Origin of the sequence: Streptomyces candidus (assembly GCF_014207445.1) — a bacterium.
Taxonomy (GTDB): Bacteria; Actinomycetota; Actinomycetes; order Streptomycetales; family Streptomycetaceae; genus Streptomyces; species Streptomyces candidus.
In genome coordinates this window covers 67,736-80,284 of record NZ_JACHEM010000011.1, presented here as the reverse complement: position 1 = coordinate 80,284, position 12,549 = coordinate 67,736, and the positions used below count along the sequence as shown (strand labels likewise).

At 73.0% G+C, this 12,549-nt stretch carries 12 protein-coding genes; 7 read left to right on the top strand and 5 right to left on the bottom strand.

Annotation, left to right across the window (positions count from 1 at the left end; all coding sequences use genetic code 11):
* The first annotated feature begins 35 nt into the window (after positions 1-35).
* Both mug and HNQ79_RS21040 read left to right on the top strand, forming a co-directional pair.
* Complete coding sequence (gene mug / locus HNQ79_RS21045; RefSeq protein WP_185033371.1) at positions 36-575, top strand: G/U mismatch-specific DNA glycosylase; 540 nt, start codon at positions 36-38, stop codon at positions 573-575.
* A 172-nt stretch (positions 576-747) separates the two neighbouring features.
* The gene (locus tag HNQ79_RS21040) at positions 748-1,935 is read left to right on the top strand and encodes an ROK family protein (RefSeq protein WP_185033370.1); all 1,188 of its coding nucleotides are present in this window, start codon (positions 748-750) and stop codon (positions 1,933-1,935) included.
* A gap of 147 nt (positions 1,936-2,082) precedes the next feature.
* On the opposite strand, the gene HNQ79_RS21035 is transcribed toward HNQ79_RS21040, so the two are convergent.
* Positions 2,083-2,829, bottom strand: coding sequence for a GntR family transcriptional regulator (locus HNQ79_RS21035; RefSeq protein WP_185033368.1), 747 nt, complete (start codon positions 2,827-2,829; stop codon positions 2,083-2,085).
* Positions 2,830-3,026: 197 nt separating this feature from the next.
* Positions 3,027-3,929, bottom strand: coding sequence for an RNA polymerase sigma-70 factor (locus tag HNQ79_RS21030; protein ID WP_268253573.1), 903 nt, complete (start codon positions 3,927-3,929; stop codon positions 3,027-3,029).
* A 141-nt stretch (positions 3,930-4,070) separates the two neighbouring features.
* On the opposite strand from HNQ79_RS21030, the gene HNQ79_RS21025 reads away from it, so the two are divergent.
* Together HNQ79_RS21025 and HNQ79_RS21020 are read left to right on the top strand one after the other, a co-directional pair.
* The gene (locus HNQ79_RS21025) at positions 4,071-4,901 is read left to right on the top strand and encodes an alpha/beta fold hydrolase (protein ID WP_185033366.1); all 831 of its coding nucleotides are present in this window, start codon (positions 4,071-4,073) and stop codon (positions 4,899-4,901) included.
* A 378-nt stretch (positions 4,902-5,279) separates the two neighbouring features.
* On the top strand, positions 5,280-6,731 hold the full coding sequence (locus HNQ79_RS21020) for a GNAT family N-acetyltransferase (protein ID WP_185033365.1): 1,452 nt from the start codon (positions 5,280-5,282) through the stop codon (positions 6,729-6,731).
* On the opposite strand, the gene HNQ79_RS21015 is transcribed toward HNQ79_RS21020, so the two are convergent.
* Positions 6,634-8,028, bottom strand: coding sequence for a trans-sulfuration enzyme family protein (locus HNQ79_RS21015; RefSeq protein ID WP_185033363.1), 1,395 nt, complete (start codon positions 8,026-8,028; stop codon positions 6,634-6,636). The genes HNQ79_RS21020 and HNQ79_RS21015 overlap by 98 nt on opposite strands.
* 60 nt (positions 8,029-8,088) lie before the next feature.
* On the opposite strand from HNQ79_RS21015, the gene HNQ79_RS21010 reads away from it, so the two are divergent.
* Together HNQ79_RS21010 and HNQ79_RS21005 are read left to right on the top strand one after the other, a co-directional pair.
* The gene (locus tag HNQ79_RS21010) at positions 8,089-8,571 is read left to right on the top strand and encodes an Lrp/AsnC family transcriptional regulator (protein WP_185033359.1); all 483 of its coding nucleotides are present in this window, start codon (positions 8,089-8,091) and stop codon (positions 8,569-8,571) included.
* A gap of 120 nt (positions 8,572-8,691) precedes the next feature.
* Positions 8,692-10,374, top strand: a complete 1,683-nt coding sequence (locus HNQ79_RS21005; RefSeq protein WP_185033357.1) for a DUF885 domain-containing protein — start codon at positions 8,692-8,694, stop codon at positions 10,372-10,374.
* A gap of 110 nt (positions 10,375-10,484) precedes the next feature.
* On the opposite strand, the gene HNQ79_RS21000 is transcribed toward HNQ79_RS21005, so the two are convergent.
* Both HNQ79_RS21000 and HNQ79_RS20995 read right to left on the bottom strand, forming a co-directional pair.
* On the bottom strand, positions 10,485-11,342 hold the full coding sequence (locus HNQ79_RS21000; RefSeq protein ID WP_185033356.1) for an SDR family oxidoreductase: 858 nt from the start codon (positions 11,340-11,342) through the stop codon (positions 10,485-10,487).
* Positions 11,343-11,427: 85 nt separating this feature from the next.
* Entirely contained in the window at positions 11,428-11,925 is a 498-nt protein-coding gene (locus HNQ79_RS20995; RefSeq protein ID WP_185033355.1) for a rhodanese-like domain-containing protein, read from the bottom strand.
* A gap of 93 nt (positions 11,926-12,018) precedes the next feature.
* On the opposite strand from HNQ79_RS20995, the gene HNQ79_RS20990 reads away from it, so the two are divergent.
* The gene (locus HNQ79_RS20990; protein ID WP_185033352.1) at positions 12,019-12,465 is read left to right on the top strand and encodes an Lrp/AsnC family transcriptional regulator; all 447 of its coding nucleotides are present in this window, start codon (positions 12,019-12,021) and stop codon (positions 12,463-12,465) included.
* The last annotated feature ends 84 nt before the right edge of the window (positions 12,466-12,549 follow it).

Sequence of the window (12,549 nt, the reverse complement as noted above, 5' to 3'; positions counted from 1 at the left end):
GGTCGTACGAAAAGCCGTGGGGGTACGGTTTTCGGATGACTCCCGAGGAACTTCTGGCCGCCCGTGACCGCGTCGTCCCCGACGTGGTCGCGGGCGGTCTGCGCGTCCTGTTCTGCGGCATCAACCCGGGCCTGATGTCCGCTGCCAAAGGCCTCCACTTCGCCCGGCCCGGCAACCGGTTCTGGCCCGTGCTGCACCGCTCGGGCTTCACCCCCCGGCAGTTGCGCCCCGAGGAGCAGGACGAACTGCTCACGTACGGGCTCGGCATCACCAACGTGGTGACCCGGGCCAGCGCCCGCGCCGACGAACTGACGGCGGAGGAGTACGAGGAGGGCGGGCGGCAGCTGACCGCCAGAGTCGAGCGGCTGCGCCCGCAGTGGCTCGCGGTGGCCGGTGTGACGGCGTACCGCGCGGCCTTCGGCGAGAAGAAGGCGCGGATCGGCCCGCAGGAGCGAAGGATCGGCGACACCCGGATCTGGGCGCTGCCCAGCCCCAGCGGCCTCAACGCGCACTGGACGCTGGAGACGATGGCGCAGGAGTACGGGCGCTTGCGGTCGTCCGTCGAGCTGCCGTGACGCCCTTGGTCCACCGCCTCGCGCACGGCGGTGGACCGACCGGGGCCGCACGTGCGCACACCCCGGGCCGGCGCGCGGAGCGGACGGAAGCGGGCCGCGTTCGGTGCGGCTCGCTCCGGCGTGTCGGCACCGAGTACGATCCGCAGACACGCGTACGAGCTGGGAGGACACGTTGGGGCGACTGACCGGCGGGGACCCCTCTCTGTTGCGGCGGATCAACTCCTCGGTGGTCCTGCACGCGCTGCGCGGGGCGGGCACCTCCTTCTCCTCGGACACGACGGACTGCCCCACGCTGACCGACCTCACCCGGGTCACCGGGCTGTCCCGGCCCACCGTCGAAGGCGTGGTCGAGGGGCTCATCGAAGCCGGCCTGGTGGTCGTCGAGAGCGCGGCCGAAGAGGGCGGCGCGAAGCGGCAGGGACGGCCGGCGCGACGGTTCCGGTTCCGGGCCGAGGCGGGCCACCTGCTCGGTGTCGAGATCAGTCCGCACCGGATCGCGGCACTCCTGTCCGGGCTCGACGGCCGCATCGTCGGGGCCGGGTCGCGCGAGGTCGACGAGAGCCTGGGTGCGGACGACCGCCTGGAGCGGGTGCGCCAGGTGGTCGCCGACGTGCTGCGCAGGACCGGCGTGCCGCGCAGTTCGCTGCGGGCGGTCGGCGTCGGCACCCCCGGCATCGTGGAGGCCGGCGGGACCGTACGGCTCGGTACGGCGCTGCCCGGCTGGACGGGGCTGCCGCTCGGCGAGCGTCTGCGCCGTTCGTTCCGGTGCCCGGTGCTGGTCGAGAACGACGCCAACGCGGCGGCCGTGGCCGAACACTGGAAGGGCGTGGGTCAGGACACCGACGACCTGGTGTTCGTCCTGGCGGGACTGAGCCCCGGAGCCGGTTCGCTGATCGGCGGGCGACTGCACCGGGGATACGGCGGTGCGGCGGGCGAGATCGGTGCGCTGCACCTGCTGGGCCGCGAGGCCACGCCCGAGAAGCTGCTGTCCACCACGGGCGAACCGCTGCACCCGCTGGACGAGCAGGCGGTGGCCGTGGTGTTCGCGGAGGCCAGGCGGGGCGACGCGCAGGCGCAGGCCGCGGTCGAGAGATTCCTGCAGCGGCTGGTGCACGACGTGGCGGCGCTGGTGCTCGCGCTCGACCCGGAACTGGTGGTGATCGGCGGGTGGGCGGCCGGGATCGACGGCGTACTGGAGCCGCTGCGGAGCGAGTTGGAGCGTTACTGCCTGCGGCCGCCGCGGGTGGCGCTGTCGCTGCTGGGCGAGGCTTCGGTGGCGACGGGGGCGCTGAGGCTGGCGCTGGACCACGTGGAGGAGCAGATGTTCGCGGTGGAGACCACGGTGACGGCGCGGCGGTGAGGGACTGCTCGGCCGGGCGTGGGGCACGGGGCGGGGCGGGAGGCAGCGGCCACGGGTGCGCGTCCCGTGCGGCCGTTCCCTTGCCCGCCCTCCCCCGAGCACTCCACTTCGCTCTTGCAGGGGATCAAACGGGGATGCCTCGCCGGGTCAGGCGGGGGCGGGGTGGGTGATTTCGAGGTCGCCGGAGTCGCCGAAGGTCAGGCGACAGGTGTCCGCCCGGTACGTGGCGACGGAGACGGCGGCCGTTCGGCCCGCCGCGAAGTAGCGGGTGGTGACGACCAGGACGGGTGCGCCGGGCAGCCGGTCGAGTTCCCTGGCGTCGTCCGCGCGCGCGGAGCCCAGCTCGACGGCGCGGTCCTGACCCTCCAGGCCGAGCCGCTGGAGTTCGCGCAGCACGATACGGGCGCGGGCGGGTCCGGACGGGGCTTCCGCGGCCGGGAGTTGGGGCACCGAGGCGGCCGGTACGTACAGCAGCTCGGCGGCGACCGGCTGGCCGTGCGTCGTGCGGATGCGCCGTACCGTGTGCAGCTCGTCCCGGGGGTCGGTGCCGAGCATGCGGCCCACCGCGACCGGAGCGACGGCGCTCGTGCAGTCGACCGGCTGCCAGGTGTCGCCGGACGTACCGGGCCAGGCGTACTGCGCGGTGGAGACGTCGACCCGGGGCGGGGCGACCGTGGTGCCCACCCCTCGGCGGCGCTGGAGACGGCCTTCCAGCTCCAGTTGTTCGAGCGCCTGACGGAGCGTGGCGCGGGCGACGCCGAAACGGGCGGCCAGGTCGCGCTCGTTGGGCAGGACCTCGCCCACCGAGAAATCGGAGTCGAGTGCCTGGCTGAGCACGGTCTTGAGGTGCCAGTACTTCGGCTCCGGCACCGTTTCGAGCTGCGTGGTCCCCACCCTGATCCTCCGCATCGCCGCGTGGCCCGCGGCATCCCGTGTTCCGCGCCTTTGTTTATTAAAGGTTCTTTCACTAACCCTGCGACCATAGGACGGCACATCTGGTTGGTCAAGACCAATCCGCCACGAGACAGCAGAACGCCCCGCGTTCGGGATCGAATGCGGGGCGGTTCGCGGTACTCGCGGGTTGATTCGTGCTATGAGCGTGAGATTCCTGCGAGTTTGTCCGGGTTGCGCATGATATAGACGCACTGGATGCGGCCGTCGGCGACGTCCAGCTGGAAGGCGCTGTCCGGCTTTCCGTCCACCAGGGTGAGCAGGGCGGGCCCGCCGTTGAGCTCGGTGAGGCGCAGCTCCGTGCCCGGGACGGCCTTCTTCGCCACGCCCAGCAGGAAGCGCGCCACCTTGTCCGCACCCTCCACCACCCGCAGCGCCAGCCGCACCTTGCCGCCGCCGTCGCCGACCAGGCGCACTCCGGGGGCCAGCAGCGAGAGCAGTTCGGCGAGGTCCCCGCCGGCGGCCGCGGCGAGGAACCGTTCGGTGAGGTCGCGCTGCTGCGCCGGGTCCACCTCGTAACGCGGTTTGCGCTCCTCCACGTGCCGGCGCGCCCGCCCGGCGAGCTGGCGGACCGCCGGCTCGGCCCTGTCGAGGACCGTGGCGATCTCCCCGTACGGGAAGCCGAACGCCTCCCGCAGGACGAACACCGCACGCTCCAGCGGCGACAGCGATTCGAGGACGACCAGGACGGCGAGCGAGACCGAGTCCGCGAGCACCGCACGCTCGGCGGTGTCGGGGACGCCGGCGCCGAAGTCCGTCTCGTACGGCTCGGGCAGCCAGGGTCCGACGTACGCCTCGCGGCGCGACTGCACGTGCCGCAGCCGGTCGATGGCGAGCCGGGTGGTGATCCGCACGAGGAAGGCGCGCGGCGTCCGGACGTCCTCGCGGCTCTCGGCGGACCAGCGCAGCCAGGCCTCCTGCACGACGTCCTCCGCGTCGGCGACCCGGCCGAGCATGCGGTAGGCGACACCGGTGAGCACGGGGCGGTGCTCCTCGAAGACGGCGGCCAGGTCGTTGCGGGTGTCTGCGGTGTCGGCTTTCACCGGTCCATCCCAGCCCACGGTCCCGACGATGTCCACCCCCGACGGGCTCCGCGCGCGCACTCCTGTCCGCGCCCTTGAACACTGCGCTACTGACGGGTAGTGATGACCGACCGACCGTTCACGACCCCGAGGAGCAGCCCCATGAGCACCACCGTCGAGTTCACCGTCCCGTCCCGGCGCGGACCGCGCACCGTCTCCGCCGTGTACGAGCGGGCGGGGCGCGGCGAGCCGTTGCTCCTGCTGCACGGCATAGGCCACCACTGGCAGGCCTGGGAGCCCGTGCTGTCGGCGCTTTCGGCCGAACGCGACGTGATCGCCGTGGACCTGCCCGGTTTCGGGGCCTCACCCGCTCTGCCCGAGGGGATGTCGTACGACATGGACGCGATGGTGCCCGTCCTGGGGGCACTGTGCGAGACGCTGGGCGTCGAGCGGCCGCACGTGGCGGGGAACTCGCTGGGCGGGCTGTTCGCCCTGGGGATGGCCCGCGAGAAGCTGGCACGGTCGGTAACGGCGCTGTCGCCGGCCGGGTTCTGGACGCAGTCCGAACGGCGTTACGCCTACGCGACGTTGCGCGGACTGCGGGCGGTGGCCAAGGGGATGCCGCTGCCGTTGGTCGAACGGCTGGCCCGGAGCGGGGCCGGGCGGTCCGCGCTGACCAGCGCGATCTACGCGAAGCCGGGGCGGCGTTCCCCCGAGGCCGTCGTCGCGGAGACCCTCGCCCTGCGGGGGGCCGCCGGGTTCGAGCCGACGCTGCGCGCCGGGCTGACCGTCCAGTACCGGGACGACATCACCGACATTCCCGTGACGATCGCCTGGGGAACCCGCGACAGGCTGCTGCTGCGTCGGCAGGGGGTCAGGGCGAAGGGCGTCATACCGGGCGCCCGGCTGGTCAGGCTGCCCGGCTGCGGGCACGTTCCGATGAGCGACGATCCGGCACTGGTGGCCCGGGTCATTCTGAACACCGGTCGCTGACGCCACCTCCGGAGTGGGGCCGCCGACGGCGGCGACAGCACCCTGACGCGGGTACGGCCCTGGCCGTCGGGGTCAACACCGTGGTCATCGCCGCACTGAGCGTCTGCATGGCACGCCAGCGCACGCTCCGCCGGGGCTTCGGGATTCTGCACGGGGCGGTGATCGGCAATCGCGGGTACCTGAACCAGGCGCACTGCCCGCGCCGCGCACTGCCCGCGCCGCGCACTGCACCGCGCCGGCAGACGGAAGCAACGGCCGGCAACGGCCGGCAACGGTTCCTGCGGACGGGAAATCGCAGCGAATCGACCGGAAGCACGCTTAACCCGTCAGTCACAAACCGTTCGTGATCGCGCAACACCGCTCAGCCACAGTGGGGTCATGACCCACACGAATGACCTCGCCGCCGCCACCAAGAAGCCGGCTCGTCCCCGCCACCACCGGCATCACTGGCGCCGCGATCTCGTCGAACTCGCCGCCCTGTTCACGGCGGTGGCGGTCGCCGACTCGGTCGCGAACATGATCGTGCATGGTCCGGAGGGCCCCGTGCTGCTCATCGTGTCGGCGGTGGCCCTGGCCGCCACCGCCGGCTTCCACACCTGGTGGGCACGCAGGCACAGCCACGCACCTCCCCCGCCGCCTTCCGCCGCGGATACCGGGGCGTCCGCAACGGACCTGGCGGACGACGAACTCCGGGAGACCTCCCTGTGGCGGATGCGCACGACCGTCAAGGACGAGCCGGGGTCGCTCGCCGCGCTGTGCACCGTCCTGGCCGGGCTGCGGGTCGACATCCTGACCCTCCAGACGCACCCGCTGGGCGACGGCACGGTGGACGAGCTCCTGCTCCGCGCGCCGGCCGCCCTCCAGGCACGGGACCTCTCGCGGGAGATCGCGGGCGTCGGCGCGCGGGACACCTGGCTGGAGCGGGCCGACGCGCACGACCTCGTCGACGCGCCGACCAGGGTGCTCGGACTTGCCACCCGCACGGCGCTCGACGCAGCCGAACTCCCTCTCGCATTGCGCCAGTTGCTCGGTCGCTGCACCATTCACTCGCTGCCCGCGACCACCCTCACCGGACGGCCGACCGGGCAGGACGCACCCGTGGAAGGCGTACTGGAGGGGACGGTGATGCGGCTGCGCGACCCGTCCGGCGGGGCGATCACCGTGGACCGCCCCTACCTCCCGTTCACACCGACGGAGTTCGCGCGGGCACGGGCTCTCGTGGAGCTGGACGCCCGGCTCGGGCCCCGGCTCCCCCGCAGCCAGGACGTGCTGACGCTGCCCGAGGGCAATGCGATCACGATCCGCCGGGCCGGCCCCGACGACGTCGAGGCGGCGCTCGCCATGCACGAGCGCTGCTCCGAGCGGACCCTCAACCTCCGCTACCACGGCCCGGTCGGCGACGCGGACCGCTACCTCAACCACCTTCTCAGCCCCCGCTACGGGCGCACCCTCGCCGTGCAGACCGCCTCCGGCCGTCTCGTCGCCCTGGGCCACCTGCTGTGGGACGGCGACGAGACGGAGGTGGCGCTGATCGTGGAGGACGACTGGCAGCGGCGCGGCATCGGCGCCGAACTGCTGTCCCGGCTGGTGGCGCTCGCCGTCGAGGCGCACTGCGGCAGCGTGTACGCCGTCACCCAGGCCTCCAACACCGGGATGGTCGCCGCGATGCGCGGGCTCGGGCTGCCCCTGGACTACCAGGTGGAGGAGGGGACGCTCGTCGTCACGGCCCGGCTCAGCCCGCAGCCGGCACCGGTAGGGGCGCAGGTGCCGCCGCTTCCGTACGGGCAGCGGACGACGGCGACCGGTCAGCACCGGTCCGGCCGGAGCTGACGGCGGCCGTCGCACCCGCGGTGCACGTGTTCGCGGCGGTCACGCTTCCGGTCGCCGCCCCGCCGGCCGCCGCGAGCGCCTCGCACAGGTCCCGCCACAGGTCCTCGACGTCCTCCAGGCCGACCGACATCCGCAGCAACCGGTCGCTGACGCCCGCCGACCGCCGGTCTCCCTCGGCCACGATCCGGTGGCTGATGGAGGCCGGGTGCTGGATGAGGGTGTCCACGCTGCCGAGACTGACCGCCGGGGTGATCAGCCGGACGCCGGCGATCACCTCGTGCGGGTCGCCGTACACCTCGAAGGCGATCATCGCCCCGCCGAGTTCGGGATAGTGCACGCGGGACACGCGAGGGTCGGCCGCCAGGCGGCGGACGAGTTCGGCGGCGGTCGCCGAGGCGGCCCGCATCCGTACCGGCAGGGTGGAAAGGCCCCGCAGCAGCAGGTATCCGGCCAGCGGATGCAGTACACCGCCGGTGGCGAACCGCACCTGGCGCAGCTGCCCCGCGGACTCCTCGTCGCAGGCCACCACGCCGCCGAGCACGTCGCCGTGACCGCCCAGGTACTTGGTCGCGCTGTGCAGCACCAGCCGTGCCCCGTCCTCCGCGGGCCGCTGGAGCACGGGCGTGGCGAAGGTGCTGTCGACGAGCAGCGGCACCGGTCCGCAGGCGTCCGCGACGGCGGCGATGTCGATCTCGGCGAGGGTGGGGTTGGCCGGGGTCTCGACCATGACGAGTCCGGTGTCGGGGCGTATCGCCTCGGCGACGGCGGCCGGATCGCCGCGGTCCACCCAGGTCACCTCGGTGCCCAGCAGCCCGCCCGTCAGCAGGTGGTCGCTGCATCCGTACAGCGGCCGGACCGCCACCACGTGCCGCAGGCCCTGGGAGGACCGTACGAGCAGGACGGCGGTCAGCGCCGCCATTCCACTGGCGAAGGCGACCGCGCTCTCGGTCCCTTCGAGGCGGGCGAGGGCGTCCTCGAAGCGGGCGGTGGTCGGATTGTCGAGCCGGGCGTACACCGGCGGACCGTCCGGCCGGGCGCCGGTGGTGGCGAACTCGTCGATGCGCGCGGCCTCGGCCCGGCTGTCGTACGAGGGGTAGGTCGTCGACAGGTCGAGCGGCACCGCGTGCACGCCCAGCGCGGCGAGGTCCTCACGGCCGGCGTGCACCGCCCGAGTGGCCAGGGCGTGCGGGACGGTGTGCGGGGCGGCCGGGATGCGGGGCGAGGACTGCGGGGCGCGGGCCTGGGGTGCGGCCTGCGAGCGGGGGGCCCGGGGTGTGGGCGCGGAAGCGTCTCTCATGGTTCGCAGTCTGAACATCCATCGGGGTGCGGTGGAGGATACCCGTGCTACGTTCGACAAATGGCTGATTCCGTCGCGCTGGACACGGTCGACCTGCACATTCTGCGGCTGTTGCAGAACGACGCCCGGACGACGTACCGGGAGCTTGCCGCCGAGGTCGGCATCGCGCCCTCCACCTGCCTGGACCGGGTGGGCAGACTGCGCCGCTCCGGGGTGATCCTCGGACACCAGCTGAGGCTCGACCCGGCGAAGCTCGGACGCGGACTCGAAGCGCTGCTGTCCGTACAGGTGCGCCCGCACCGGCGTGAGTTGATCGGCCCGTTCGTGGAGCGGATCCGGGCACTGCCGGAGTCGCGGGCCCTGTTCCACCTCACCGGCCCCGACGACTACCTGGTGCAGGTGGCGGTGGCGGACACCGCCGACCTCCAGCGCCTCGTGCTGGACGAGTTCACCTCGCAGCGCGAGGTCGCCCGGGTGGAGACCCGGCTGATCTTCCAGCAGTGGGACTGCGGGCCGCTGCTGCCGCCGGAGCCGGGAAACTGAACAGCGTCCGCCCCTCCGGTCCCGGATCCCCGGATCCCCGGGCCGCCGTGCCCGCGGCGACCGCGGTTCCGGCCAGGAACGCCAGTGACGCGGAGGCCCCTCCCGTACGAGGATGTCCGCATGTCAGACATCAGCAAGCCCTTGCCCCGCCAGGTCGCCGACGCGTACGTCGACGACCTCATCGCCCTCGACCCCGTCCTCGGTACCTATCTGGGGGTGAAGGAGAGCGCCCGGGCCCTCCCCGACTACTCCCCCGAGGGCCGGCAGGCCGTCGCCGACCTGGCCCGCCGCACGCTGGGCGCCCTGGCCGACGCGGAGCAGCTGCCCGGCGCCGACAGCGACGCCGAGCGTCGGTGCGGGCGGCTGCTGCGCGAGCGGCTGACCGCGGAACTCGCGGTGCACGCGGCCCAGGAGGACCTGCGGACCGTGAGCAACCTCAGCGGACCCGCGCACAGCGTCCGCGAGGTCTTCGCGCTGTCCCCGACCGAGACCGAGGAGGACTGGGCGGACCTGGCGGAGCGGCTCCGCGGCGTCCCGAAGGCGTTCGAGGGCTATCGCGCGTCGCTGGAACTCGGCCTGGCGAAGGGCCTGCTGGGCAGCCCGCGGCCGACCGCCACCTTCGTCGAGCAGCTCACCGAATGGGCGGGTGACGGGGTGGGCTGGTTCGAGGAACTGGTGGCGCCGGGCCCCGAGGCCCTGCGCGGGGAGCTGGACGCAGCGGGCCGGGCGGCGACCGCGGCGGTCGCCGCGCTGCGCGACTGGATGCGCGACGTGTACGCACCCGCCGTCGAGGGCGCGCCGGACGCGGTGGGCCGGGAGCGGTACGCGCTGTGGTCGCGCGCCTACAACGGCACCGACCTGGACCTGGACGAGGCGTACGCGTACGGCTGGTCCGAGTACCACCGCCTGCTCGCCGAGATGAAGGAGGAGGCGCAGAAGGTACTGCCGGGGGCCGCCACCCCGTGGAAGGCGCTCGCCTGGCTCGATGAACACGGCACCCACGTCGAGGGCGTCGAGGAGGTCCGCGACTGGCTCCAGTCCGTGATGGACGAGGCGGTCGACGCGCTGGACGGCACCCACTTCGAACTCGCCGAGCGCGTGCGCAAGGTGGAGTCCCGCATCGCCCCTCCGGGCGGCGCGGCGGCCCCGTACTACACGGCACCCTCCGAGGACTTCTCCCGTCCCGGCATCACCTGGCTGCCCACCATGGGCGAGACCCGCTTCCCGGTGTACGACCTGGTGACCACCTGGTACCACGAGGGCGTTCCCGGCCATCACCTCCAGCTCGCGCAGTGGACGCACGTGGCCGACCGGCTCTCCCGGTACCAGGCGTCGGTGGGCCAGGTCAGCGCCAACTGCGAGGGCTGGGCGCTGTACGCCGAGCGTCTGATGGACGAACTGGGTTTCCTCCCGGACGCCGAGCGCAGGCTCGGCTACCTGGACGCGCAGATGATGCGGTCGACGCGCGTCATCGTCGACATCGGCATGCACCTGGGGCTGGAGATCCCGGCGGATTCGCCGTTCCACCCGGGCGAGCGGTGGACGGTGGAACTGGCGCAGGAGTTCTTCGGCATGCACAGCGGGCGTCCGGCGGACTTCGTGGACAGTGAGATCACCCGCTATCTGTCCATTCCGGGCCAGGCCATCGGCTACAAGCTCGGTGAGCGTGCCTGGCTGCTGGGCCGGGACAACGCCCGCAAGGCGCACGGCGCGTCCTTCGACCTGAAGGCGTGGCACATGGCGGCGCTGTCACAGGGGTCGTTGGGCCTGGACGACCTGGTGGACGAGCTGTCGCGGCTCTGATCGCGTTTCGGGGGGATGCGGGTTCCGGGTCCGGACGCGCTTCGGCCGGGCCCGGTGTCCGCTCCTGACCGGCGGCTCGCACCGCTCCTCCACCGCGGTTCGCGCAGCTGTCAGCCCCGGCGGAAGCCGCCTTCCGAGTCAATGACCTGTCCCGTCACCCACTGCGCCTCGTCCGTGGCGAGCCAGCTGAGCAGCCGGGCCGGGTCGTCGGGCGTTCCCCACCGCCCGGACGGAAACCTCGCGGCGACGGCGTCGTGCGCCTCGCCGTCGAGGTAACCGGTGTCCACCGGACCCGGGTTGACGGTGTTGACGGTCACCGCGAGGTCGGCCAGGGCGGTGGCCAGGGTGCGGGTCGCGGAGGCGAGCGCACCCTTGGCCAGGGCGTACGCGACCTCCCCCGGCATGCCGCCCGCGAGGTCCTGCCCCGAGGTCATCATCAGGATCCGGCCGCCCGGGGGGCGGTCCGCAAGGGCGGCCCGCAGGCGTGCGTACGCCTGGACGAGGAGGATCACCGAGCGGGTGTCGGTCGCCCAGTGGGCGTCGAGCATCGCCGCGTCGATGTGGTCGAGGGGTCCGTCGTGCCCGCTCAGGGCGTGATTGGCGACGAGGATGTCGAGGCGGCCGGTCCCGAGTGCTCCGGTCGCGGTGGCGATCAGCTCGGCGGGGGCCGTGGGGCCGGTCAGGTCGCCGGGGCCGTGCGCGACGACGGCCTCCGGGTCGGCGCGTGCTTCGCGGACGCCCGCGGCCACTCCTTCGGCGCCTTCGGGGTCCGCGCCCCACGGCTGTGCGACGTCGTGCGGGACGTGGTGGTGGAGGTAGACACCGGCACCGTACGCGGCGAGGCGGCGGGCCACCGCGTATCCGATGCCGTCGCGGCGGCTCGCGCCGGTGACCAGTGCGGTACGGCCGAGGAGGGGCCGCGAATCGCGGCGCAGGTCCTCGGGGGCGGGTTGCGGAAACCTGGGCACGGTCCGCCATCCTGGCAGGCGCGGCGCTCCGGCGCCGCGGAATTTCGCTCCGGTGCGCGGGGCGTGCACCGTTCCCGGTGGGGTCTCAGCAGCCGCAGTCGTCCGCGCCGACCGGTGCGGTCAGCGGGTCCGCCGCACGCTGCTCGCGGCCCTGCCACGTCTCGACCTCGAAGCCCTCGCGGATCCAGTACTCGATGCCGCCGAGCATCTCCTTCACCTGGTAACCGAATTGCGCGAGGGCGAGGGCCGCGCGGGTGGCGCCGTTGCAGCCGGGGCCCCAGCAGTAGGTGACGACGGGGACGTCCCTGTCGAGAAGACGCCCGGCCTGCTCGGGGATCAGGGCGGTGGACAGGTGGAGGGCGCCGGGGATGTGTCCCTGGTCCCAGGACTCCGGGGACCGGGAGTCGATGAGCACGAAGCCGGGGTCGGTGCCCGGGGCGAGTGCGGCGGCGACGTCCGAAACGTCGGCGTAGAAGGCGAGGCTTGCCCCGAAGTACGCGGCGGCGGCAGCGGGAGACGCCGGCGGGACACGGAGAACGGGGTGGGAAGCGGAAGCCGCAGGCTGTGCCGTGGTGTGGGTCATGGCTGAAAATCTACGAGCGATGAGCGCAGGGCTGAAGTGGATTGCCCCGGAACATCTCTTGATCTGCCGTGGATTCCCCTGTTGTCTGTGCGCATGACCGGATATTCACCTGACGCCACGGACTGGCGCATTCTTGAAGCGCTGCAACGGGAGGGGCGTGCCACTTTCGCCGAGTTGGCGCGTACCGTCTCGATGTCGTCGAGCGCCGTGACCGAGCGGGTGCGCCGGCTGGAGGAGGCGGGTGTGATCTCCGGGTACTCGGCCGTGGTCGAGCCCGAGCGGCTCGGGATGCCGATCCTGGCATTCGTCCGGCTCCGCTATCCGCACGGGAACTACAAGCCCTTCCACGATCTCCTGGACGCGACCACCGAGGTACTGGAGGCGCACCACGTCACGGGCGACGACTGCTTCGTGCTGAAGGTCGCGGCCCGCTCCATGCAGCACCTGGAGGAGGTGTCGGGCCGGATCGGCGCGCTCGGCTCGGTGACGACGAGCGTCGTATACTCCTCGCCGCTGCCGCGGCGCGCGATAAGCCCCTGACGCGGGTCGGCCCCTGCTCGCCACGGAGCTGCGCGTGGTCTTCGCTGCACCGCTCCGGTGGACGCGTACGCGTCCGGCCGTCCG

Coding starts and splice junctions, on each gene's coding strand:
- mug (WP_185033371.1), top strand. CDS start 36: ATGACTCCCGAGGAACTTCTGGCCGCCCGTGACCGCGTCGTCCCCGAC.
- HNQ79_RS21025 (WP_185033366.1), top strand. CDS start 4,071: ATGAGCACCACCGTCGAGTTCACCGTCCCGTCCCGGCGCGGACCGCGC.
- HNQ79_RS21020 (WP_185033365.1), top strand. CDS start 5,280: ATGACCCACACGAATGACCTCGCCGCCGCCACCAAGAAGCCGGCTCGT.
- HNQ79_RS21015 (WP_185033363.1), bottom strand. CDS start 8,028: ATGAGAGACGCTTCCGCGCCCACACCCCGGGCCCCCCGCTCGCAGGCC.
- HNQ79_RS21010 (WP_185033359.1), top strand. CDS start 8,089: ATGGCTGATTCCGTCGCGCTGGACACGGTCGACCTGCACATTCTGCGG.
- HNQ79_RS21005 (WP_185033357.1), top strand. CDS start 8,692: ATGTCAGACATCAGCAAGCCCTTGCCCCGCCAGGTCGCCGACGCGTAC.
- HNQ79_RS20995 (WP_185033355.1), bottom strand. CDS start 11,925: ATGACCCACACCACGGCACAGCCTGCGGCTTCCGCTTCCCACCCCGTT.
- HNQ79_RS20990 (WP_185033352.1), top strand. CDS start 12,019: ATGACCGGATATTCACCTGACGCCACGGACTGGCGCATTCTTGAAGCG.